Origin of the sequence: Streptomyces sp. NBC_00388, from assembly GCF_036061255.1 — a bacterium.
In the GTDB taxonomy this organism is placed as follows: domain Bacteria; phylum Actinomycetota; class Actinomycetes; order Streptomycetales; family Streptomycetaceae; genus Streptomyces.
Window position 1 is genome coordinate 3,728,765 of record NZ_CP107948.1, and the last position, 23,063, is coordinate 3,751,827.

Annotated in this window: 19 protein-coding genes, 1 tRNA gene and 2 pseudogenes; 11 read left to right on the top strand and 11 right to left on the bottom strand. The window is 70.6% G+C overall.

The features are described from left to right. Positions 1–37: 37 nt before the first annotated feature. From OG917_RS16870 to OG917_RS16890, 5 genes and pseudogenes are all read right to left on the bottom strand, one after another. A pseudogene (locus OG917_RS16870) lies at positions 38–424 on the bottom strand (MaoC family dehydratase); the annotation flags it as partial. Then, positions 421–1,476: an acyl-CoA dehydrogenase family protein gene (locus OG917_RS16875; protein ID WP_328318415.1), complete on the bottom strand. Its 1,056-nt coding sequence runs from the start codon at positions 1,474–1,476 to the stop codon at positions 421–423. The pseudogene OG917_RS16870 and the gene OG917_RS16875, both read right to left, overlap by 4 nt. Position 1,477: 1 nt before the next feature. Continuing rightward, positions 1,478–2,527, bottom strand: a complete 1,050-nt coding sequence (locus tag OG917_RS16880) for a bifunctional MaoC family dehydratase N-terminal/OB-fold nucleic acid binding domain-containing protein (RefSeq protein ID WP_328318417.1) — start codon at positions 2,525–2,527, stop codon at positions 1,478–1,480. 134 nt (positions 2,528–2,661) lie between these two features. Next, positions 2,662–3,843: an acyl-CoA dehydrogenase family protein gene (locus OG917_RS16885; protein ID WP_328318418.1), complete on the bottom strand. Its 1,182-nt coding sequence runs from the start codon at positions 3,841–3,843 to the stop codon at positions 2,662–2,664. Between the two features lie 218 nt (positions 3,844–4,061). After that, positions 4,062–4,367, bottom strand: a complete 306-nt coding sequence (locus tag OG917_RS16890; RefSeq protein ID WP_328318419.1) for a hypothetical protein — start codon at positions 4,365–4,367, stop codon at positions 4,062–4,064. A gap of 323 nt (positions 4,368–4,690) precedes the next feature. Here OG917_RS16890 and OG917_RS16895 point away from each other — a divergent pair, with 323 nt between their 5' ends. Beyond that, entirely contained in the window at positions 4,691–5,551 is an 861-nt protein-coding gene (locus OG917_RS16895) for a bifunctional DNA primase/polymerase (protein WP_328318421.1), read from the top strand. A gap of 441 nt (positions 5,552–5,992) precedes the next feature. On the opposite strand, the gene OG917_RS16900 is transcribed toward OG917_RS16895, so the two are convergent. Further along, positions 5,993–6,412, bottom strand: coding sequence for a DUF6344 domain-containing protein (locus OG917_RS16900; protein WP_328318422.1), 420 nt, complete (start codon positions 6,410–6,412; stop codon positions 5,993–5,995). Between the two features lie 219 nt (positions 6,413–6,631). Between OG917_RS16900 and OG917_RS16905 the strand changes: the two genes are divergently transcribed. Beyond that, positions 6,632–7,792, top strand: a complete 1,161-nt coding sequence (locus OG917_RS16905; RefSeq protein WP_328318423.1) for a phosphodiester glycosidase family protein — start codon at positions 6,632–6,634, stop codon at positions 7,790–7,792. 280 nt (positions 7,793–8,072) lie between these two features. Here the strand turns inward: OG917_RS16905 and OG917_RS16910 are convergent, their stop codons facing one another. After that, on the bottom strand, positions 8,073–9,362 hold the full coding sequence (locus OG917_RS16910; protein ID WP_328318424.1) for an eCIS core domain-containing protein: 1,290 nt from the start codon (positions 9,360–9,362) through the stop codon (positions 8,073–8,075). Positions 9,363–9,368: 6 nt separating this feature from the next. On the opposite strand from OG917_RS16910, the gene OG917_RS16915 reads away from it, so the two are divergent. Beyond that, complete coding sequence (locus OG917_RS16915; protein ID WP_328318425.1) at positions 9,369–9,620, top strand: hypothetical protein; 252 nt, start codon at positions 9,369–9,371, stop codon at positions 9,618–9,620. 406 nt (positions 9,621–10,026) lie between these two features. On the opposite strand, the gene OG917_RS16920 is transcribed toward OG917_RS16915, so the two are convergent. Beyond that, positions 10,027–10,111: transfer RNA gene (locus OG917_RS16920), tRNA-Ser, on the bottom strand. A gap of 43 nt (positions 10,112–10,154) precedes the next feature. Then, the gene (locus OG917_RS16925; RefSeq protein WP_328318426.1) at positions 10,155–11,570 is read right to left on the bottom strand and encodes a S1C family serine protease; all 1,416 of its coding nucleotides are present in this window, start codon (positions 11,568–11,570) and stop codon (positions 10,155–10,157) included. Between the two features lie 335 nt (positions 11,571–11,905). On the opposite strand from OG917_RS16925, the gene OG917_RS16930 reads away from it, so the two are divergent. From OG917_RS16930 to OG917_RS16940, 3 genes and pseudogenes are all read left to right on the top strand, one after another. After that, positions 11,906–12,712: a glycerophosphodiester phosphodiesterase gene (locus OG917_RS16930; RefSeq protein ID WP_328318427.1), complete on the top strand. Its 807-nt coding sequence runs from the start codon at positions 11,906–11,908 to the stop codon at positions 12,710–12,712. 111 nt (positions 12,713–12,823) lie between these two features. After that, positions 12,824–13,466, top strand: a pseudogene (locus OG917_RS16935) (ATP-binding protein). Positions 13,467–13,739: 273 nt separating this feature from the next. Next, on the top strand, positions 13,740–14,723 hold the full coding sequence (locus OG917_RS16940; RefSeq protein ID WP_328318428.1) for a DUF5926 family protein: 984 nt from the start codon (positions 13,740–13,742) through the stop codon (positions 14,721–14,723). A gap of 427 nt (positions 14,724–15,150) precedes the next feature. Here OG917_RS16940 and OG917_RS16945 read toward each other — a convergent pair whose 3' ends face one another. Continuing rightward, positions 15,151–15,876 (bottom strand): bifunctional DNA primase/polymerase, encoded by a 726-nt coding sequence (locus OG917_RS16945; RefSeq protein WP_328318429.1) that lies wholly within the window; start codon positions 15,874–15,876, stop codon positions 15,151–15,153. Between the two features lie 521 nt (positions 15,877–16,397). On the opposite strand from OG917_RS16945, the gene OG917_RS16950 reads away from it, so the two are divergent. Next, complete coding sequence (locus OG917_RS16950; RefSeq protein ID WP_328321960.1) at positions 16,398–17,975, top strand: PP2C family protein-serine/threonine phosphatase; 1,578 nt, start codon at positions 16,398–16,400, stop codon at positions 17,973–17,975. A 110-nt stretch (positions 17,976–18,085) separates the two neighbouring features. After that, a complete protein-coding gene (locus OG917_RS16955; RefSeq protein ID WP_328318430.1) occupies positions 18,086–19,570 on the top strand; it encodes an aminopeptidase P family protein in 1,485 nt (494 codons plus the stop codon). Positions 19,571–19,711: 141 nt separating this feature from the next. Here OG917_RS16955 and OG917_RS16960 read toward each other — a convergent pair whose 3' ends face one another. Next, positions 19,712–20,212 (bottom strand): ATP-binding protein, encoded by a 501-nt coding sequence (locus OG917_RS16960; RefSeq protein WP_328318431.1) that lies wholly within the window; start codon positions 20,210–20,212, stop codon positions 19,712–19,714. A 370-nt stretch (positions 20,213–20,582) separates the two neighbouring features. Between OG917_RS16960 and OG917_RS16965 the strand changes: the two genes are divergently transcribed. The 3 genes from OG917_RS16965 to OG917_RS16975 all read left to right on the top strand — a co-directional run bounded on the left by OG917_RS16965 (position 20,583) and on the right by OG917_RS16975 (position 23,020). Beyond that, the gene (locus tag OG917_RS16965; RefSeq protein ID WP_328318432.1) at positions 20,583–21,425 is read left to right on the top strand and encodes a hypothetical protein; all 843 of its coding nucleotides are present in this window, start codon (positions 20,583–20,585) and stop codon (positions 21,423–21,425) included. Positions 21,426–21,530: 105 nt separating this feature from the next. Continuing rightward, positions 21,531–22,301 carry a YcnI family copper-binding membrane protein gene (locus OG917_RS16970; protein ID WP_328318433.1) on the top strand — a complete coding sequence of 257 codons (771 nt, stop codon included), beginning with the start codon at positions 21,531–21,533 and terminating at the stop codon, positions 22,299–22,301. 38 nt (positions 22,302–22,339) lie between these two features. After that, entirely contained in the window at positions 22,340–23,020 is a 681-nt protein-coding gene (locus OG917_RS16975) for an SCO family protein (protein ID WP_328318434.1), read from the top strand. Positions 23,021–23,063: the final 43 nt, after the last annotated feature.

Genomic DNA, 23,063 nt, shown 5'->3' on the forward strand with positions numbered 1-23,063 from the left:
TCTCTGCTCCCCGGTCCTTCTCTCCGCCTGTGGCTCTCCCCGCCCCCGGGACAGTGACGGCCACGCTGCCGGTGACATGGCGGCCGATTCCATTGGTGCCGGTGATCCGGACCTCCGCGTCGTCGCCGTCGAGGGCGGACACCGTACCCGTCAACACCATGGTGTCCCCCGGGTAGTTGGGGGCCCCGAGCCGGATCGCGACCTTGCGCAGTCTGCATCCGGGACCGAAGTGGTCGGTGATGTATCTGCCGACGAGCCCATTGGTCGTGAGGATGTTCATGAAGATGTCCGGAGAGCCCTTCTCCCTGGCGGCCGCGGCATCGTGGTGCACATCCTGGTAGTCGCGGGACGCGATCGCGCCCGCGACGATCAGCGTGCGGGTCACCGGGATCTCCAGCGGTGCCAGTTCATCGCCGAGCCTCATACCGTCTCCTCTCTCTCCGCGGCCTGTTGCCCGTCGCCCTCCACGAGCAACGAGCCCAATTCGTCGAGCACTTCGCTCCCGCAGCCGAGATACGCGTCGAGCTGCCGCCCCCAGAGGAAGTGCCGGTGCACGGGGTGTTCGAGGTCGGAACCGAGCCCGCCGTGCAGATGCTGGCCCGCATGCACGACCCGCTTGCCCGCCTCCGAAGCCCACCACGCCGCAGTCAGCGCATGAGTGGCGAACGGCAGCCCCTCGTCGTGCCGCCAGGCCGCCTCGTACGCCGTGACCCGTATCGCCTCGGTGTCCATGTACGCGTCCGCCGCCCGCAACAACACCCCCTGGTTGGTGGAGAGAGGCCGGCCGAACTGCTCCCGCTCCGAGGTGTACGAGACAGCGCGGGCGAGCGAGCCCGCGCAGACACCGGCCTGGAGCCCGGCGAACGCGACCCGCGCGACGGCCAGCACCTGCCGGTACGCGCCCGGTCCGCCCAGCGTCTCGGCCGGTGTCCCGGACAGGATCAGCCGCCCTCCCGACCAGGGCGCTGTGCTCTCCACCGGCTCGGTCCTGGCATCCGCCACCCGGACCAGCCAGAGGCCGAGGTCCTGGTCGGCCACCAGCACCAGAGTGGCGTCCCGCAGCCACGGAACGAACGGGACAGTCCCGCTCAGCCTGCCGTCCGGGCCGGCCCGCACGCCTCCCCGGGCCGGGAACGAACCTGTCGCGACCGCCACGCCCTCCCGCAGCGCGGGCAGCAGTCTCCCGCGCTGCTCGTCCGTGCCATGGGCAGCCACTGCCAGCAGTCCGTACACACAGGTCGCGGTGAAGGGGACCTGTGCCGTGGTCCTGCCCTGCTCCTCCAGGAGCAGCACCAGACCGAGCAGCCCGGTCTCCTCCGCCGCCACCGCCAGCCCCGCAGCGCCCAAGGCCTTCCACAACACGGCATCCGTGCCTGTTCCGGCCGCCGTCAGCCGTTCGTGCGTGGAGAGGTCCGCGAAGATCCGTGCGGCCAGGTCCCGCGCGGCTACCTGCTCCTCGGTCGGTGTGAAGTCCATGTCAGCCTTCGCCTCCCCTGAACACCGGCAGCTCCACGTCCTCGTCCACGCGCAGGAATTCGAGGCTCACCGGCAGACCGACCCGCACCTTGTCGTACGGCACCCCGATCACGTTGCTCACCATGCGCACGCCCTCGGCCAACTCGATCAGCCCCACCGCATAGGGCGGGTCGAACGCCGGGAAGGAGGGATGGTGCATGACCACGTACGAGTAGACCGTCCCGGCCCCGCACGCCGCGACGGTGTCCCACCGCGGTGACCCGCACGCGTTGCAGCCCGGCAGCCAGGGGAACCGCAGCGCCGCACAGGATGTGCACCGCTGGATCAGCAACTGGTGCCGGGCCACCCCCTCCCAGAACCCGGCGTTGTCGCGGTTGACCACCGGGCGCGGCCGCCCCGTCTGCGGCCTGGCGCCCTCTCCCGCCCGCCGGTCCGGCGACCCGCCCGGCTCCGTACCGCGCACCGCGCCCGCGGACCTGCCGCCGGCCGTGCTGCCGGACGATGCCCCACCGCTCGCCCGCCCGGAGATCTCACCGGCCGCCCCGGCGGACGCAGCCGGCGCCTTCGCCCGCACCCCGGGTGCGTACTTCAGGATCCGGAAGCGATGCGTCCCGGCCGGCTCCCCCTCGCCCCGGACATCCATCCGCGTGGTGACGAAGTACCCGGACCCCAGCGCGGTCTCCTTGCGCTCGGATACCGACTCGATCACCGCGTCGAAAGTGATCCGGTCCCCGGGCCGCAGCTCCCGCAGATACTCCTGTTCGCAGTCGGTCGCGACGACAGCGGTGCACCCCGCGCTGTCCAGCAGGGCGAACAGCTCGTCGTAGGCGGAGGTCCTGCCCGAGTGCCCGGAGAGCCCGCCCATTGTCCAGGCCTGGAGCATGGTGGGGGGCGCGACAGCCGGATAGGCCGGGCTCCCGTCCCCCATCGCCTCGCACCAGTGCCTGATCATCGCCTCATTGACCGGGTCCTTCCCGACCCCCGAGACCGCGGCGGGGCGCCCCTCGTACGCCTTCAGCCGCTCGTACAGCGGATCCCGCCTGCTCCCCACGGCCGCAACCGCCCCCTCGCTTCCGGCCGCCGCCTCCCGGACCGGGCTCCCCCCTGCCGCCTCCCCGCAGGCCACTGCCTCCCTGCTCACCGCTGCCGCCCTGCTCAGCGCCCCTTCCCTATCCACCTCACCGCTCACCTCTTCCGGCTCCTCATCCCGAGTCGCATCGTCGCGACGATCTCCCGCTGCACCTCGCTCACGCCGCCCCCGAACGTGTTGATCTGCGCCGCCCTGTTCATCCGCTCCAGCTCCCCGCCCCCGAAAGCCCCCGGGGCCCCCGCCCTGAGCAGCGCCGCCTCCCCCGCAATTTCCTGACACATCCGATACACCTCCACGGCGCTTTCGGTTCCCAGAAACTTGATCCCACTTGCGTCGCCCGGTGCGAGAGTCCCGGCTCCGACGTCCCCGACCAGGCGCCAGTTGAGCAATCTCACGGCCGCGAGCCGGGCGTGCACCTCCGCGAGCCGGGCCCTGACCCATGCGCGGTCGGCCGGGCGTACGCCGGTGTCCGGGTCAGGCGTGCGGGCGTACTCCAGAACCTCCGTGTAGGAGTCCTCCGCCTGCATTCCGATCGCGGCGAGCGCCACGCGCTCATGGTTGAGCTGGTTGGTGATCAGCTCCCAGCCCGCGTTCTCGGCGCCGACCAGGTTCCCGGCAGGCACCCGGATCCCGTCGTAGTACGTGGCGGTCGTCGTCTGCCCGCCCACGGTCTCGATCGGGGTCCACGAGAACCCCGCGGCGTCGGTCGGCACCAGCACGATCGAGATGCCGCGGTGTTTGGGCGCGTCCGGATCGGTGCGGCAGGCAAGCCAGATCCAGTCGGCGTTCTGGGCGTTGGACGTGAAGACCTTCTGCCCGTCGACGACCCAGGCGTCACCGTCCCTGACCGCCCGTGTCCGCAGGGAGGCGAGGTCGGTCCCGGCCGACGGCTCGCTGTAACCGATCGCGAAGACGACCTCGCCGGTCAGGATGCGCGGCAGGAAGTAGTCCTTCTGCTCCGGCGTCCCGTACTTCATGAGGGTCGGCCCGACGGTATTCAGCGTGACCATCGACACGGGCGCGCCCGCGCGGTACGCCTCGTCGAAGAAGACGAATTGCTCATCGGGGCCACGCCCCTTGCCCCCGTACTCGACGGGCCAGCCGAGCCCCAGCATGCCGTCGGAGCCGATGCGCCGCAGCAGCGCCCGCTGCTCTCCTGGATGTGCGCCGGCCCCCGGTGGGCGGGTGTCTCCGGGCCCCGCCCGCATCACGTCGCTGAAGTAGGTACGGAGTTCGGCGCGCAGCCGTAACTGGCGCTCCGTCGGGGCGAGGTGCACGTCGGCGTCCTCCCTGGCGTCCGGTCCAAGGTTTCTGACTGTCCGTCAGAAACCTGCCCGGTGTCAAGACCGTCGCCCAGCACCACTTCCCCACCGCAAACAGAGAACTGTCCGGGCGGCGATGCCTCAGCACCGTCGCCCGGACAGTCATTCACCTCGTACAGCGTTCATGCGTCCCCACACAACCCCCGCGGTCCCGACCCCCATCGGGCCGCTTCTCACCAGAGCCGGGTGAAATTCACCGTGTAGTTGGCCTGGTCGATCGACGTGAACGCAGAACCGTTGACGCTCGCCGTGCTGTTCTGGTTGGACGCACCGGAGCCCGTGGCGACCTGCTGCGTGGTGGTCGAGTTGCCGTTGTTGTTGTGCCCGACGCCACTGCCGACGACTCCGGCAACACTGGCGTTGGATCCGTTGCCCGCGACGGCACCGTTGTCCGCGGTTGCCACTCCCGTGAAGAGGGCCGCTGCCAGGGGCAGGGCGGCGACGGCGGCAAGGACGCGAACGCTACGGATGTGTGCCATGTCATTTCCTCCAGGAACCAGAAGTGCGTCTGTTTCCGGGGCGGTTGGCCGACCGCCCCGGTGTAAGTGGTTCACGACTGTCGCGAGATCAGAGTTGCCCACGCCACCCCCGCTGAACCAGCCCGGAAGGCCTGATTCCCTCGCAAGCGTGACGTTAAGTCGATAAACCCCCATCACGACACGAACCTGCGCAGCGCCCGCCCCCGCCCGGCGGAATCCGGGCCCCCCAGGAGGTGAAGCGTTCCTGCACCTCTCCCGGAATGGGCCCGAAGTGCGTCTCCGCCCCACTTTCCTTATTCGAACGCATGAACGAGAATGGACGCATGGCCGCCTCCGACAGGCACTCCGCCACCCTGGCCCTCGCCCATGCGCTCTCCGCCGCCGAGCTCGGGCTCCCCGTCATCCCCCTGTCCCGCACCAAGCTCCCGGCGATCCCCTCGCCGCACCACGGAGAACCCACGCCGTCCCGCTGCCGCGGCGCCTGCGGCCGCACGGGGCACGGCGTCCACGACGCCACGGCCGACCCCACGGCCGTGCGGGCACTGTTCGCCCAGGCGCCCTGGGCCACCGGATACGGCATCGCCTGTGGACGACCGCCGCACCACCTGATCGGCATCGACCTCGACACCAAGGCGGAGACCGACTCCACGGCCGCTCTGCAACGCCTCGCACTCACGCATCTGTTCACGATCCCGGAGACCGTCACCGTGCTCACTCCGAGCGGTGGCAGCCACCTCTGGCTGACCGGACCACCCGACAGGGCAGTGCCCAACTCGGCGAGCCGGCTCGCTCCCGGCATCGACGTACGGGGCGCCGGCGGTTACCTCGTGGGGCCCGGTTCACTCACGGTCCACGGCGTCTACCGCCTCGCACCCGGCACGGCGCATCTCGCGCCCGCGCGCTGTCCTCGTGCTCTGCTCCGTCTGCTCACGCCTCCCGCGCGTTCGCCGCACTCCACCGGCCGGCCCGTTCAAGGCCACGGCCTGGTCCACTTCGTACTCGCCGCCCATGAGGGGCAGCGCAACACCCGTCTTTTCTGGGCCGCCTGCCGCGCCTACGAGAACGGCTTCGGCGACCAGCTCGCCGAGCAGCTTGTCCGCGCGGCCGTCCGTACCGGACTCACCGAGCATGAATCCCGCGCCACCATCGCATCGGCAGCCCGCCTGACGATGCCTGCCCCATGACCGATGCGGCCCGCGTGATCAATGCGGCCTGGTCGGTGCGAGTGACATGTGTGGCTTGTGTGACCTGAGCGGCCAGTGTGGCTCGCACGGCCTCTGTAGCTCGCACGGTCTCTGTGGCTCACATGGCCTCTGTGGCTCACATGGTCTCTGTGGCCTCTGTGGCTCACACGGCCTGCGTGGCCTGTTCCGTCGCTACGGCTTCGAGATCCAAAGGCCTTTGCCGAGTCGTAGGGGCCTCCGTGACACGAAGAGACTCCGTGACCCGTACCGCCTTCACGACCCGTCCTGCCTCGTGATCCGCACCGCCTCGCGACCCGTACCGCCTTCGCGGCCCGTACCGCCTCTGTCGTCGGCGTCATGCTCACGGCGCCTGAAGTCCTTGCGGTCCCTGCAGCCGGAGCGGCTGGACCGGACCCACAGCACCGGAACCGGGACGCACGATCAGGCCGGCTGAAGAACCGCTTCGCCGACTGCGGCGTCCGCGACCGCGTCGTCCGACGAGGTGTCCGAGTCGAGCGGAAGGTGACGCGTGCTGGGCGTGGAGCCATGGGCCTCGGCACGAATGCGCTGCTTGATGGTGGGCGGCAGCGCGCGATCCCTGGGCAGCGCCCACCAGGCGACTTGCGCCGGTTCCGCAGCGGTCGAAGCCGCCGGTTCCGCGGCTTCCGGAGCCGGTCGTACGGCGGGAACACCCGTCGTACGGACGGTACGGCCCGTCAGGTCGGCGGGGACCGGAGCGGCAGCACCGGCAGGGACGACAGCGGTGGCGCGGTTGCCCGCTGCGGAGAATCCGAGCATCGCGACGAGCGCGAAGAACGCGGTGGTGAAGGCGGCCCACACCTTCTTGGCCTGGCTGGTCATGACGACCCCTCATTTCTCTGGTCGAGAACCGTTTTTACGGTGGACGTTCTACGTACTCATCACATGATGCGGATGGCTTCTGGACGGATAGGGAGCAACGCACACAAAGTGCCGTTCTTCAGATGAACACCACCCGGTTGGCCCCTCCCGGCTGTGCGTATTCCCGTGGCCGGGTTCCGATGGAGCCTCGGATGACTGTGCGTCAGGTGAAGGAGCGTCATGTCCCAGGCAACGGATCCAGGCCCCAGGAAGCGCCGCCTGCTACCCCGCAGGAAGGCTGCCCGTGCGGTTCTCGCGGCCCTTCTGGTCTGCGCCGGAGTCCTCGGCTGGTCCGTCGGCGGGGCCCTGACCTACCCGGGCGACGACAGCACGGCGGCCCGTCTCGCAGGCTGGGCCCGCGAGCACTCGATGGGCGTTGTGGTCGACAAACTGGAGAACATCAAGTACGACCTCGATCCGCCGAAGGTCGGCGGCGCCCTCTCGGCCGACGCCCAGGCCCGCATGAACCAGACCGCGGCGGCCCAGGCGCCCCCGCACGGCCTCCACCCCGATGTGGCACTCCGCGCCCCGATGCGTCCGCTCGTCTCACCGTCGCTCAAGGGCGAAGGCGTCTACCGGACGCTGGCCACCGACAGCAAGGGCCGCCCGATCGTGCAGGGGACGTACGTGCGGCCCGACGCGCAGCACACCTCCTACGAGGCGGCTGTTGCCTGGATCAGTACGAAGCACGCCCGCTTCCAGCTCCACCCGGGCGTACGGGAGCCCGGCGGCACCTTCTCCGTCCCGCCGAACATCCCCAAGGGACAGCGCACCGGACTGGTCGCCACCTGGAACGGCGGCTTCAAGATCACCGACGGCGGCTCCAACGGGGGCTTCTACCTCAACGGCCGTACCGCCGGATCGCTCCGCGACGGCGCCGCGTCCGAGGTCTTCTACCGCGACGGCTCGATCAAGCTGGGCGTCTGGGGCCGCGACGTGCGGATGACACCGGACGTCGTCGGCGTACGCCAGTGTCTGGAGCTGATGGTCGACGGCGGGAAGGTCGTCCCGGACATCGACAGCGACTCCAAGTGGGGCGCCACCGACCAGAGCGCCATGTTCGTCGCGCGCTCTGGCGTCGGCGTCACCGCCAAGGGGGACATCATCATGATCGTCGGCCAGGCCCTGACGGCCCACACGCTCGCCGACCTGATGCAGCGTGCCGGTGCGGTGCGCGCGATGCCGCTGGACATGAACCGCGCCTGGCCGTCCTTCATGAGTTACGACAGCAGGACGGACCCCACCGACCCGAAGCCGACGAACATCCTCGACTTCGAGAACCCGCCGGAGCGCTACTACAACCAGGCGACGCGGGACTTCGTGGCCGTGTACGGGCGCTGAATGGCATTCACCTGCCGCAGGCCGCACGGGACGGGCGCCCCCGCCAACGGGAGCGCCCCTTCCGATTCACAATTGCTCCGCCCCTGCGGCGGGGGAACGGCGGGGGCGGGATTTGAATCCACGGCAATTCTCACCGCGAAGGGTCCGGGGGAGCGCACGATGCAGCCGCCCCCGCGGCCCTTGCCTGTGCCACCTGCGCCTTCCGCGCACCCCTTCACCCGCGCATGCGTGACGGGTGAAGGCGAAGGGTCACGCCCGCCCGTACGGGCGGGCGTTCCCCTCACACAAGTGCGTAGCGCGGGCTGTTATCGATCAAGTCCGACATGTTCGCCCGGTCCACATAGCTCAGGACATAGCCGAGCTCAGTGTTGACGGCCTGCCATTCCGGGTTGTACGGGTCCTGCCTCAGAGCATCCTCGATCCAGTCCGAAACCATGCTGGACCCGCGGACCGTTGCCCGGCAGCTGATGTAGGACGAGATGTACTTTCCTGGGCTGCTGTCGCGGTCCCACACGTACGGATATCCCGCAGGCTGAACAAGTACTTCGATGCCGAACCTGAGCTGATCTATCGGCATATAGAGATGGGAGAGCCTGTCGTATATGCTGCCCAAATAGCGCATGGCCGTTTTGATCGGGTTGTCAAAACTCTTCATTCTGGAATTCGCACCCGACGTCAGAATGGTGATGTTCTTTGAACTGTTGCCAGGACCGCCGAAACACGCGTTCAGCATGTGTCCGGCAATGAAGGTCTCGTGTCGGTACTCGTCCCGGGCGTCGTCAATGGCAGGGGGCAGCCTGGGGTTGGCGTCGCTGTTCACATCCCAGAATCCGAGCGGGCCCAGAATCGCGTGTGCTTCCGTGCCACCTCCGCGGCGGCTCGCCTGGCCGTAGGAGGGGGACTGGATGTACTCGGCGTGCCGCAGCGAGGAGACACGTACGCGTTGAGGCCGCCGCTGCCGGCCGCCTCCGTCCCTGTGCCCGTCCCTGTGTCCGGCCCTCTGCACGGCAAGACCGCCGTGGGCTCCGCCCTCGTGCCCTCCATGTCGCAGCCCCGCCGCTTCCTCGTCCCTTCGCTGGACGGCCCCACCGGCCTCACCGGCCACGCCCCCGGGTCCGGTGCGCTGAACGGTGTCGTCCAGCACCGCTCGCTGCGCGACGACGGATGGGGCGGTTCCCGCACCTGCGGCGAAGGCGACCCCGTCTCTTTCCGCCTTCTGCTCGGAGTTCTGGTTGGGGTCGGTGACGGTGACCCCGGAGCCGTTGTTGTTGCCGGTCTCGCGTACGCCCTTGAGATTCTCGTTGACGTGGCCGAGTTCGTGGCCCATGAGCGACATGTTCCCCACGGCCGCCGGGGGCATGAAGATGTGGGTGCCGACCGTCATGGCCTGGGCCCCCATCGCCGTAGTGGCACTCTGAGCCACCGGGTTGTCGTGGAGACGGGCGGAGGAGAGGTCGTTCTGGTAGAACGACTCGGCCTCCTTGCGCAGCGCCGCGGGCAGCGGACGGCTCGCGGAGGCCATCGCCGCATTGAGCAGGCCCAGCTGGTCGACCGGGCCGGTGTCCCCCACGCCTTCATGACCGCCGCCGGCACCGTGTTCGTGCCGTTCCTCCTGAAGGGAGCGGGCAACGGCATGGCTGCTCGGGGAGCGCTGTACCTGTGGCCCCTCCGGCTGGTGAGCGCATCCGGGACCGTGCTGATGCAGATCCTCTGCCGCCGGGAGCCCGGCCTGACGGAGCATCTGAACAACAGCGGCATTCCCGGCGCTGCGCTGCAAACCGAGGATTCCCGGAACAGCCGGTTCGGCGGAAGCTGCCCGCGCCCGTGAAGACGTGGGCTTTTTCCCGGCTTTCCGATCTGCGTCCCGGTTCGAGGCCATATTCATTTCCTTCAGGATCGAGGCAAGTCAACCAGTCTTCACTCTTACGCGGAGAGCCGAGAAGATTCCAGGGACACGGGGGCAGACCCGTGGGGCCGAACGGACACAGAACACCCGTCTCCCGCAGCCGGGGGCTGCCAGGGCTCGGGGGCTGCCAGGGCTCGGGGGCTGCAGGGCCGGGGTAGGCCGTGAGCCCGCTCGCACGGTGCGGTGCTCCGCGCCGGCCAAGGGGCCGTGTCCCCTGCGCCCCGCCGGCCGGCCAGGAAGGGCGGGGCGGCACGTCAGTCGCTGCCGGGCGGCACCCACGAGAAAGGCCCCCGACCGGAGTACCTGGTCAGGGGCCTTTCACCTGCTGCGGTGGGTGTGGGATTTGAACCCACGGTGACTCTCGCCACGACGGTTTTCAAGACCGTTCCCTTAGGCCGCTCGGGCAACCCACCCCGCGTCACCCCGCTGAGGGTGACGCGGGAACAGACTAGCGCGTCAGCTGTCGCCCTTGCGCTGGCCCAGGGTGACCTCGACCGTGTGCTCCTTGCCGCCGCGCTTGTAGGTGAGCTGCACCTTGTCGCCCGGCTTGTGCGTCCAGATCGTGCCGATCAGGGTCGGACCGCTGTCGATCGCCGTGTCGTCGAGCTTGGTGATCACGTCGCCGGGCTTCAGACCGGCCTTGGCCGCCGGGCCGTTGGCCGCGACCGAGTCCGTGCCGCTCGCGCCCTGCTCGGAGATCTTGGCGCCGTTGCCCTGCTCGTCCATGGCGACCGTGGCACCGATCACCGGGTACACCGGCTCACCGGTCTTGATCAGCTGCTGCGCGACGTTCTTCGCCTGGCTGATGGGGATGGCGAAGCCCAGGCCGATCGACCCGGCCTGGGCGTCACTGCCGCCGAGGCTGCCGCTGCTGGCCGACTGGATGGCCGAGTTGATGCCGATGACCGCCCCGCGGTCGTCGAGCAGCGGGCCGCCCGAGTTGCCCGGGTTGATCGAGGCATCGGTCTGCAGGGCGCTCATGTACGAGGCCTTGCTGCCCGAGCCGTCGCCCGAGGCCACCGGGCGGTTCTTGGCGCTGATGATGCCAGTCGTCACCGTGTTGGACAGGCCGAACGGCGCGCCGATCGCGATGGTCGAGTCGCCGACGGCCACCTGGTCGGAGTTGCCCAGGGCGAGCGGGGTCAGCCCGGACGGAGCGTTCTTGAGCTTCACGACAGCGACGTCGTAGCCCTGTGCCCGGCCGACCACCTCGGCGTCGTACTTCTTGCCGTTGGAGAACGTCGCCGTCAGGGTGCCCCCGTCGGCCGCCTCCGCCACCACGTGGTTGTTGGTGAGGATGTGGCCCTGGGTGTCGTAGATGAAGCCGGTGCCGGTACCGCCGTCGCCGTTGCCGCTCTTCGCCTCGATGGTCACCACGCTCGGCAGCGCCTTGGCCGCGATCCCCGCGACCGTGTTCGGCGAGCGCTTGACCTCCTGGCCCTTGCCCGGCGCGGACACGGTCGTCGACCCTGTCGCGTTGTCGCTGTGCTCGGCGGCGAAGTATCCGATGCCGCCGCCGATACCGCCCGCGACCAGCGCCGCGACGACCACCGCCGCGATCAGGCCACCCGCGCGCTTCTTCGGCGCGGCCGGCGGGGCCGGTACGGGCGCACCCCACACGGGGCCGCCGCCTTCCCCGTATCCGCCGTTGCCGCCGCCCCCGTACGCGGGGAGTGACGGCGGCGGCGGGGGCCAGCCGGCGTCCGCGGCCCGGACGGGCTCGGGCGCGCCGGTGGGCACCGGCCCGGGGAGCTGCGCAGTGGCTTCGGTGGCGGAAGCGGGCGTGCCCTCAGGAGCGGCAACCGGCACGGGAGGTGCGGACGGGGCGGGTGGTGCGGTCTCGGCCGCCGTGCCCTCGTTCTCGGTGCTCACAGCTCTTTCTCCTCGGTTCCACGTCGTCTCGGTCAGAGTCCCGCTGTGCAAGTGTCTGCGGACAGCTTTTCCCACAGCACGTCGGGGCACTGTAAGCGGGAGCTGTGCGTCCTCTTGCGGTGCTGCCCTTCCGGGCCGGCCCACTGAGTCGCCCACGTCGCTGTCTACTCGGTTCTCCACTGGTCCTCAAGGCTTCTCCCCGCCCGCTTCGCGCGCATCCTTTATTTCGGATGAGAAGAAGTCCGATGAGAAGAAAACGGAGAAGCGTGCACCATCACACACCTGCCCGCGCTCTCCTGTGTTCGCCTGCCCCGCCACGGTGACACCATGACGCGGTGACCCACGTACGACAGCACAGCATCCAGGTCGTCGCTCACCGGGGGGCTTCCGAGGACGCCCCCGAGCACACCCTCGCCGCGTACATGCGCGCCATCGAGGACGGGGCCGACGCTCTCGAATGCGATGTGCGGCTCACCGCCGACGGCCATCTCGTCTGTGTGCACGACCGCCGGGTGAACCGGACGTCCGACGGCCGCGGCGCGGTCTCCGCACTGGAGCTGTCCGATCTCGCCGCCCTGGACTTCGGATCCTGGCGGGCCTGGAAGGATCCGGAGGAGTCGCCGGACTGGGACCGGGAGAGTACGTCCGTGCTCACCCTGGACCGGCTCCTGGAGCTCGTCGCCGACTCGGGCCGCCGGGTGGAGCTGGCGATCGAGACCAAGCACCCCACCCGGTGGGCGGGCCAGGTGGAGGAGAAGCTGCTCGCGTCGCTGGCTCGTTTCGGCCTGGACGCCCCGGCGCCGGGCGCCTCGTCACCCGTGCGGATCATGAGCTTCTCGGCCCGTTCGCTGCACCGGGTCGCCGCTGCCGCCCCGGCCATTCCCACCGTCTATCTGCTGCAGTTCCTCTCACCGCGGCTGCGCGACGGCCGGCTGCCCGCCGGTGCCGGGATCGCGGGGCCCGGCATGCGGATCCTGCGCAACCACCCCGGTTATGTGGAACGGCTGCACCGGGCCGGCCACCAGGTACATGTGTGGACCGTGAACGAACCCGGGGATGTGGCGCTCTGCGCCGAGCTTGGCGTGGACGCAATCATCACCAACCGCCCGAAACAGGTTCTGTCTCAACTCGGTCGCCTTTAGCCCCGCTTAGTAGTGGTTCAGTCACCCACGCCCCCTAAGTCGGTCCCCATCCGCATTAATGCGGTCACAGGGAGTGCACCGGCGCGTTCGGTCCGTATTCGAGCACGTCGAGTGCGTCACCGGGCCCCCTTTGGCCGGTTTCCGGTCCAGTGCGCTGGGGCATCCAATCGATGGCGTGGGGGCAAAGGAGGTCTCGGGGGTGGCGTTGGTGGTGGCACAAGAAGTGCCCGCGTCGTCGAGCATGGCCGTACCTCATGGCCCTGCGGGCGTGGGGGAAGCACGACACCGTATGCGCGATCAGCTGCGCAGGAACGGGGTGTCCGACTCGGTCGTCGACGACGCCGTACTGATCCTTTCCGAACTGCTCAGCAACGCCTGCCGGCACGGCAGGCCGCTGGGCCGGGCGGAGATCGGCGACGGTGACGTCCGCGCCGCTTGGCGCGTGGACAAGGCAGGCAGACTGACCGTTGAAGTGACGGACGGGGGCGGTCCGACCCGACCGGTTCCGGCCACTCCCTCGGTCACGGCGCGAGGTGGCCGCGGGCTCAACATCATCAGCGCGCTGGCCCAGGAGTGGGGCGTACGGGACAGCGCGTCGGGCGAGGTGACCGTCTGGGTGCTCGTCACCGGGGCGCACCGCGAGGAGTGCCCCGCCGGCGGGGCGGGCTACCCGGCCCCGGGCTTCGCGGAGTTCACGGACGTCTCGGAGTTCCCGGGGGTCTCGGTCTCCGACGTCTTCGACGGAATCGACTGATCCGGCGGAGTCGACTGATCCGGCGCCGCGTACGGGCAACCCCGCAGGAGCGGCCCCCCGTGCCGGGCTCCCTGCGGGCGCGGCTCCCCACGGACGGGCGCCGTACGGGCGCCGTACGGACGGACGCCCCCGCAGAGGCGGAAATCCGCACCGGTGGACACCGTACGGGCGCGCAGCGGCGGGCCGGGTCCCGTGAGCCCCCGCGCGAACGGCCGGACATCCCATAGGCTCGCGCCAGACACAGGTCCAGCGCAGTCGGGAGAGAGCCGCACCATGGCGAAGAAGCGTCCTCAGACGAAGGCCCCTCACGGAACCAACGGGGCCCGCTCCGCCGGCGCCGCTGAGCACGTCCCCGTGGTCGGGGCCCGTGAGCCCTGCCCCTGCGGCTCCGGGCGCCGTTACAAGGCCTGCCACGGCCGGGCCGCCGCCCACGCAGTGGCCGAGCTGGTGCAGCGCCCCTTCGAAGGGCTGCCCGGCGAGGGGGACTGGGTCGCGCTGCGCGAGCTGGTGCCCGCAGCGACCGTGGAGCTCACCCTCAAGGACGGGCTGCCCGACGGCGTGCCGTCCGTGACCCTCGCTACCGTCCTGCCGATGGCCTGGCCCGCGTTGCGGCGTGACGACGGCTCCGTCCTGCTCGGTCTGCAGAACGACACCCCGTCCGGTGACCTCAGCCGCGACCTGGCCGACACCCTCACCCGGGCACTGGCCGCCGAGCCCGGCAACCCGGTCGCCGGCCGGAAGGCCGAGCCCGACGGACCCCGGCTGCAGGACCTGTTGGACCCGAGCGGCTCCTTCGAGCCGGTCGTCCACACCGGGTTCGAGTTCTGGGTGCCCGGCTCGGAGAACGCCACGCCGGAGGTCTCCGCCTCGCTGGAGCGGGCGAACGAGGCGGCCATCCCCACCGTGCGGCTCACCTCGGTGGACTCCGCGTACTGGTGCGAGACCCCCGAGAAGAACCACCTGCGCTGGGTGATGCTCCACCCCGAGGAGCAACTCCTCGACGCCCTGGCCCGGCTGCACGCCGCGGGCACCTCCTCGCTCGGCGCCGACACCAGGCTGGTCGGGTCGTTCCGGGCGCACGGGCTGACGGTCCCGGTCTGGGACCTGCCGAGCGCGATGAGCGCGGAGGAGTGCGAGAAGCCCGCGGCCGAGTTCGCGGAGCGCCTCGCGGCAGCTCTCGCCGCCGACGCCCCGCTCACCCCGGAGGAACGGCGTGCCCGTGGCGGTCTCACCAACCGCCAGGTGACGCTCAGCTGAGAGTGACGACCCGCACGGAGCAGCAGGTGACTCCGGTCACAACTGCCCGTAGGCGCAGGTAAGTCGCTGTCCGAATACTTGAGATCGAATTTGCGAACCGCCGATCTCTTGTTACCGTTCTAGTAGCCCGGTCGTTGGTGCATCCCCCGTCGCCAACGGCCGGGTCTCTGTCTGCCCGGCCCGTCAATGCCCGGTGCGGAGCGCGGAGTTGCTCCCGGAACGCACCGTCGGCCCGCCGCCGGACCACTGTCCGCCCGCGCGCGACCGGCCCGGGCCGACCGCCGACACCCACCCCGTACACACCCTCCGGCCCCCCGGTTGCGCGCGGGTGTTCCGTGCGCCGGGACCTCACCCCTCGTACACACCAGGGCGCCCCGGCCGGTACACACGTCCGCGCGTGTACCGGCCGGGGCGCCCTCGGTGGTGGTCAGTAGGCGAGTCTGCTGCCGCCGCCCGGAGCGCCGGTGCTCGCCTCCACCAGTGCGTCCACCACTGCCTCGACATCCGGCAGCCAGGGCGCGGCCGCACCGCGGTCCGCCGCGTCCGGCAGCGGTCGCCGCTCCTGCGGTCGGGGGGCGCTCGGGGAGGGCGGTCGCTCCCACCAGACAGGGCCCTTGCCGGTCTCGGAGGGCGGCAGCACCAGATAGCCGCCCTCGCCGTGGAACCGCAGCGAGCTGGGCACCCAGTCCTTGGCATGCAGCAGTTCGCCGAGCCGTTCCAGCGAGTACGGGGCGACCAGCAGCGACCAGCGGGTGGGCGTCGCCACGACCGGGCCGAGCCGCAGGCCCAGCCGGTCGAGCTCCACCAGGGCGCGTGCACCCGCGATGGCGGGAAGGCTGAGCGCGCACGGCGCCCGGCCTCCCGTTGCCATGATCACCGGGGCTTCGGGGCGGGCGGTCCACCACCAGCGCACCATGCGCTCATCCGTGGTCGCCGCGAGGAGTCCGGGGGCGAAGGGGTGTGCGCCGGGTACGACGCACTCGGGGTCGGGGCAGCCGCAGCTGCGCTCCCGGCCGGCGGAGGCGGAGTGCCCCACACCGGGAACGACGGGCCACTGCCAGCCGGTTGCGCAGGTCAGCGCCGCATCGAGCTGGGCGTGCCTCCCGCTGCGCCGGAACCGGAGTCCGCGTCGCCTTCCGGGGATCTCGCGCATGAGCGCTCGTTCCTTTCCGTTGAACGCCGAGGTCCACATCGCGCCATGGATATGCCGCGTCACTGTGTGTACGCGAGCTCGTGTGCCTGCGGTGTGGATGACCGGCAGGGCGGAGCCTGGGCCGAGTTCATTGCTCAAGCATGGCCAGGAGTGGCGCGTGCGTGGCGCGTACTTGTCCCGTGCTGTCTGTGCTTGCTGTCCGTGCTGCTGTGCGCTGTGCCGGTGAATCGCCGTGCCGCTGAATCGCTGTGCCGCTGTACCGCTTGTGCGAACCCCGCCATTCGGGGATGGGGCGCGACCCACAGCGGTATAGACGCCCAGGCCCGCCGCCAGGTTCCGGGGCCGTATCAACTGCCCCTGGCCATCACCGGTTACGTACCCACCGCAGTCGGTGTGACGCTCTGCCGAACGCCCTCAGTCGACATCAAATAGCCGCACAGGGGGGCACTTTCCAGCCAACTTGGTTATCTACTGGAAGGAGACAGAAACCTCCCGCGGACACCAGGAGGCCCAAGGTGACCATGCTGGACATCTCCTCTCTTCTGCGTGTACATGTGGATCCATTGATAGCTACGCAGAATGTCATGAGGGTTTGCGATGCTATTGAGCGAAACACACCAGTCAGAAAGCCGGCTGTCATGAGCGCACCTCACCAGCCGAAAGTGGCTGGAATCGACTCCACCGTTCCGGCCCCCGCGCACACTGCCGCTCCGCTTCCCGCCGCCGTACCGCCCGCGGCGCCCGGCGCCCTGATCCAGGACCGGCTGGCCGGCTGGGTCTTCGACCTCACCACGCTGCACGAACTCACCGAGCGGCTGGCCGCCACCAGCACCCTCGACGACGCGCTGCAGGAGTTCCTGCGGGCGGGCGCCTCCCTGGTCGGCGCCCGCCGCGGCCTCGTGGTGCTGGAACCGGCGGACACCACGGACCCCGGCCGGGCGGCGTACGGCCCCTGCCCCACCCGTACCGTCACGCTCGGGCTCAGCCACGCCGAGCTCGGCCAGATCGAGACCGTCCCCCGCGATGTCACGGCGTACGGATGCATGCTCGACGGCAGCAGTACGGACGCGCCCCCCGGCGCACAAGCCGGCGCGGAGAGCGGCGCCGCCACGTCCACCGGCTCCGCGGACGGCATCGCCACCCCCGACATCCCCGGCGACAAGCACCTCGACCCGCGCCTCCGTGAGGTCGCCGCCCGAGTCGGTTACGCGGCGAGCTACGCCGTCCCGCTCACGGCGGGGACCGCCGGGCCGCTCGGCGCGGCCGTCTGGCTCTACGACGAGCCGGCCGAGCCCGCGGACCGCCACCGCCGCCTCGCCGGCCTCTACACGCGGTACGCGAGCGAGCACCTGGCCCGCCTGGTCGAACTGACCCGCGCCCGCTCCCGGGCAGCCGCCCTCACCGAGGAGCTGCTGCCCCGCCGGCTCCCCCGGATGCCGGGCGTCCAGCTCGCCGCCTGCCACCGCACAGGACCGCTCGGCGGCGGCGACTGGTACGACGCGCTGCCGCTGACCGACGGCGCCCTCGGGGTCACCGTCGGATCGGTCACCGGCTCGGGCCCCGGCACGACCGCCGCGATGGGACGGCTGCGCGCCGGACTGCGTGCGTACGCCGTCATGGAGGGCGAGGACCCCGTGGCGGTCCTCGCCGACCTCGAACTCCTGCTGCGGCTCACCGAGCCCGCCCGTACGGCGACCGCGCTCTTCGCCTACTGCGAACCGGCACGGCGCTCGATCCTGCTGGCCGGTGCGGGCCACGTCCCGCCCCTGGTCACCGGCGAGCGGCGCACCGAGTTCGTGGAGACCTCGCTGTCGGCGCCACTGGGCATGCTCGCCTGCTGGGAGGCGCCGAGCGTGGAGTTCTCGCCTGCCGCCGGCGAGACGGTTCTGCTCTGCACCGACGGGCTGTTGCGGCGCACCGGGGACTCCACGGACCGGGCGTACGCCCGGCTCCACTCGGCGGCGGCGCACCTGCCCCGCGCGGTGCGCGACGACCCCGCCGCGACCGCGGACCACATCCTGCGGACGATGCTTCCCGAAGGTCTCGACCAGCAGGAATGCACCGAGGACGTCGTGATCATGGCGGTCCGTTTCGATTGAACGGGGGCCGTGCGCCAGGCGGTCCGGGTAAGAGGTCTTTCGGCACTGGGCCCCCTTCCGCACACCCGTACGATGGAGGGGGCCCAGTGTCGTATCAAGGAGACAGAAACGTGTCTGAGGAGCTCACCCCGGAGAACCCGGAAACCCCGGAATCCCTGGAGACCCCGGCGGCGGAGGCCGTCAAGCCCCGGAAGAACGGCCTCTACCCGGCCGTGTCCGACGAGCTCGCCGCGAACATGAAGTCCGGCTGGGCCGACACCGAGCTGCACGGCCTGGAGCCGATCGCCCAGGCCGCACACACCGCCACCCGCCGTGCCGCGCTCTCGGCGCGCTTTCCCGGCGAGCGGCTCGTGGTGCCCGCCGGCCATCTCAAGACCCGCTCCAACGACACCGAGTACGCCTTCCGCGCGGCGAGCGAGTACGCGTACCTCACCGGTGACCAGACGCAGGACGGCGTCCTGGTCCTGGAACCGGCAGGGGACGGCGGGCACGCCGCCACGATCTATCTGCTGCCCCGCTCCGACCGGGAGAACGGCGAGTTCTGGCTGAGCGGCCAGGGCGAGCTGTGGGTCGGCCGCCGGCACTCCCTCGCCGAGGCCGAGCAGCTGCTCGGGATCCCGGCCAAGGACGTCCGCGAGCTGCCCGCGGCGCTCACCGATGCCACAGGGCCGGTCCGCAACGTCCGGGGCTACGACGCGGGCATCGAGGCGGCGCTGACCGACAAGGTCACCGCCGAGCGCGACGAGGAACTGCGGGTCTTCCTCTCCGAGGCGCGCGCGGTGAAGGACGACTTCGAGATCGGCGAGCTGCAGAAGGCCGTCGACGCGACGGTGCACGGCTTCGAGGACGTCGTGAAGATCCTCGACAAGGCCGAGGCGACCTCCGAGCGCTACATCGAGGGCACCTTCTTCCTGCGCGCCCGGGTCGAGGGCAACGACATCGGCTACGGCTCGATCTGCGCCGCCGGCCCGCACGCGACCACCCTCCACTGGGTACGCAACGACGGTGACGTCCGCTCCGGGGAGCTGCTGCTGCTCGACGCCGGTGTGGAGACGCACTCCCTCTACACCGCCGACGTGACCCGCACCCTCCCCATCGACGGCCGTTTCGACGCGCTGCAGCGCAAGATCTACGACGCGGTGTACGAGGCCCAGGAGGCCGGCATCGCGGCCGTCAAGCCCGGCGCCGCCTACCGTGACTTCCACGACGCGTCCCAGCGGGTGCTCGCCGAGAAGCTCGTCGAGTGGGGTCTGGTCGAGGGGCCCGTGGAGCGGGTACTCGAACTGGGACTCCAGCGCCGCTGGACCCTGCACGGCACCGGCCACATGCTCGGCCTGGACGTCCACGACTGCGCGGCCGCGCGCACCGAGGCGTACGTCAACGGCACGCTGGAGCCCGGGATGTGCCTCACGGTCGAGCCCGGCCTCTACTTCCAGGCGGACGACCTGACGGTGCCCGAGGAGTACCGGGGCATCGGCGTCCGGATCGAGGACGACATCCTCGTCACCGCGGACGGCAACCGGAACCTCTCCGCCGCGCTGCCGCGCCGGGCGGACGAGGTCGAGGCGTGGATGGCCTCGGTCAAGCAGGGCTGATCTGCCCCGCGAGCGGGCAGTGGTGGGCGCAGGTCCGGGCCGGGCCTGCGCCCACCACTGTTCCCAGCACGGCGCCCGCCGGGGCGCCTCCGCCCCGGAACGGCATGCGGCACACGGCCACGCCGCAGACGGATCCCGCCGTCACGAAGCCCTGAGCAGCGCGTCCTCACGCCACTTCAGGACTTTGTCGAAGCGCACCATCGCGCCTCGTCCCGGCCTGTTCCGGAAGTCGGCGTGGTCGGAGAGCTCCGCGATCAGATCCAGACCGCGACCGCTCTCGGCGCAGACGGCGACCGGGACCGCCGGGTGCGTCAGTACGTTCTCCGGGGGTGCCGGCACACTCTGCGGCGCGGGGCGGCGTTTCTTCCGCGCGGGGAAGCCGGGGCCGGAGTCGGTGACCTCGATCCGGCACAGCTCCCCGTCCAGGAACGCGGTCACCCGGTACTCCTGGGACGCGGCGCCCGGATCCACGGACCCCCCGTGCTCCACCGCGTTCGCGCAGGCCTCGCTGAGGGCGAGTGACAAATCGAAGGAGACGTCGGGGTCCACCCCCGCGGTCTCCATTGCGCTGAGCAGAAGACGACGGGCGAGCGGAACGCTCGCGGCTTCCCGCCGCAAATGCAGAGACCACCAGATGCTCATGCTCCAGCCTCCTGGCTGCGGCTCGACATACGGATACGTATTGCCGCGTCCGGGGGGCGTAAGCACGCAGTTGACGTGATAACGCTCATTCGGCCGACGCGCGTAGCCCGTGCGCAGGTGTATCGCGGGGTCGTCCCGGGCCATCGCGGGGTCCGCCGGGTGTGTGCCGCGGGATCCGCCGCGGACGGTGCCGCCGTTCCCGGCGGCTGGTGGCAGGTGGCTGGTGGCAGGTGGCTGATGACCGGCGCTGACGGCTGACGGCCGGGCGTCCGGCCGGGGCTCCGTGGCGGGTGGTGCTCACCGGGACGGATGGTGACCTTCCGGACCTGCCGTATGCGGGCACCGGGCCCAGTGCGATGATGGCCCGGCCATGCTTACCTCTGCCGTACGCGCCGGAGCCGGTCCACGGCTTCTGAGGACCGCGGTCTTCACCGCGGTCTGCGTCGTGCTGGCCGGGGTGGGACACGCACTGGCCTCCGGTGCCTCCGTCCCCTGGTGGCCTCTTGTCCTGGGATTCGCCGGGCTGTTCGTGGTCGCAGCGCCCCTCGCAGGGCGGGAGCGTTCGCTGCCCGGCATCGCCGCGGCACTGACGGTGGGCCAGCTCGCGCTGCACACCGTGTTCGGGCTCGGCCAGCACGGCGCCATGGCGATGGGTGCCATGGGCGCGACGGCCGGGACCGGCGCGGCAGGCGGGGCGGGGCAGCCATCGGGGCCGGGCGACACGTCCGCCCTCGTACTGCTCGCGGGAAAGCTGGTCTGCGGCGCGGGAGCCTCCCCGCTGAGCGCGGCCAGAGCCCAGAACATCGTCACAGCGGCGGGCATCGACCCCTCGGCGACCACGGCTCAGGCCGTACCGCACCACATGGGCGAGGCAGGCGCCTCACTCGGCGTCTTCATGCTGCCCTCCGTCCCGATGGTGCTCGGCCACCTGCTGGCCGCGCTGGCGACCGGCTGGGTGCTGCGGCGCGGCGAGATCGCGCTGTTCCGGCTGAGCCGGCAGTCGCACGGTGTTGCCGAGGGCGCCCTCGTACGGAATCTGCGCGCCGCTCTCGCGCTGGTGCGCGCCCTGCGCGCCGGGCTTCCGGGCGCACCCGCCCAGGCGCCGCGCGCCGGGTACGCACCTCTTCCCGCGCCGCTGTGGACGGCGGGCGAAGCACTTCAGCACACGGTGATCAGGCGCGGTCCTCCCGCCACGTACGCGTTCGCAGCCTGACGCGGCACCTCCCCACGCGAGAAGCGACGGGAGTGGTGCCGCGCTGTCCGCGCGCACCGGCGCGCGGGCTGCCACCTTCCTTCCACACCGTGGAGTGTGTTCCGTATGAGCAGCAACCCGCTGAACTCCGACCCGTCGGCCAGTACCCGTCAGGGCGGCAGCCGCGCCGGCACCGGTCGCCGGATCGCCGTGATCGGCGGCATCGCCGCGACATCCGTCCTGCTGGTCTCCGGTACGGCCTTCGCGCACGTCACCGTCCAGCCGCAGGGCGACGCGGCCAAGGGCGGCTACGCGACGATCGCGTTCAAGGTGCCCAACGAGCGTGACGACGCCTCGACCACCAAGGTCGAGGTCAACTTCCCGGCCGACCACCCGCTCGCGTCGGTGATGCCGGAGCCCGTGCCCGGCTGGAAGGTCGACGTCACCACGTCGAAGCTGCCCAAGCCGCTGACCATCGAAGGCAAGCAGATCAACGAGGCCGTCACCAAGGTCACCTGGACCGGCGGGAAGATCGCGCCCGGACAGTTCCAGCAGTTCCCGCTCTCCGTCGGCCAGCTGCCCACCAACACCGACCAGCTCGCCTTCAAGGCTCTGCAGACGTACTCCAACAAGGAGGTCGTGCGCTGGATCGAGGAGCAGAAGCCGGGCGCCGACGAGCCCCAGAACCCGGCGCCCGTACTCAAGCTGACGCCGGCCGCCGACCGGACGGGCGCCACATCCGCACCGGGCGGCAACGGCGCGCCCGCCAAGACCGCCACCGCCTCGTCCTCGGACGACAGTGACAACACCGCCAGGATCCTCGGGGTCATCGGCATCGTCATCGGCATCGCGGGCGTCGCCTTCGGTGTCCTCGCCGGCCGTCGCCGTACCGCCTGACGGGCCCACACCACCCACAGCACTTGGGACGTTCCTCCATGTACAGCACGACACACAGCACGTACAAGAAGTCGCTGACGGCCGCCGCCCTCGCGGTGGCGGCCGCCTTCTCCCTCGCGGCCTGCGGCAGCGACAACGGCGGCAGCTCCGGCAAGAGCCCGGTGGCCGATGTCTCCGGGCAGGGCAGGACACAGGCGGCGACGGTGCTCGACACCCCGTTCACCAAGCCGGACTTCGTCCTCACGGACACGCACGGCAAGAAGTTCGACTTCCGCAAGGAGACCCAGGGCAAGCCGACGCTGATCTACTTCGGCTACACCCACTGCCCCGACATCTGCCCGCTGACCATGGGCAACATCGCCGTGGCCAAGAAGGCACTCCCCAAGGCGGAGCAGAACAAGCTCCAGGTCGTCTTCGTCACCACCGACCCGGATCGCGACACCCCGTCCGAGCTGGGCAAGTGGCTGAAGGCGCAGGACCCGTCGTTCATCGGGCTCACCGGCGACTTCAAGAAGATCCAGGCAGGTGCCCGCCAGATCGGCATCGGCATCTCCCCGACCACCAAGGAGAAGGACGGCACGATCGTCTCGATGCACGGGGCGCAGGTCCTGGCCTTCTCGCCGAAGACGGACAAGGGGTACCTGCTGTACGGCGAGGACACGACCGTCAAGGACTACACGAAGGACCTCCCGAAGATCGTCAAGGGTGAGAACCCGTGAGCCGGGGGCGGCGGGCGGCCTCCGTCTGCGCCATAGCCGCTGC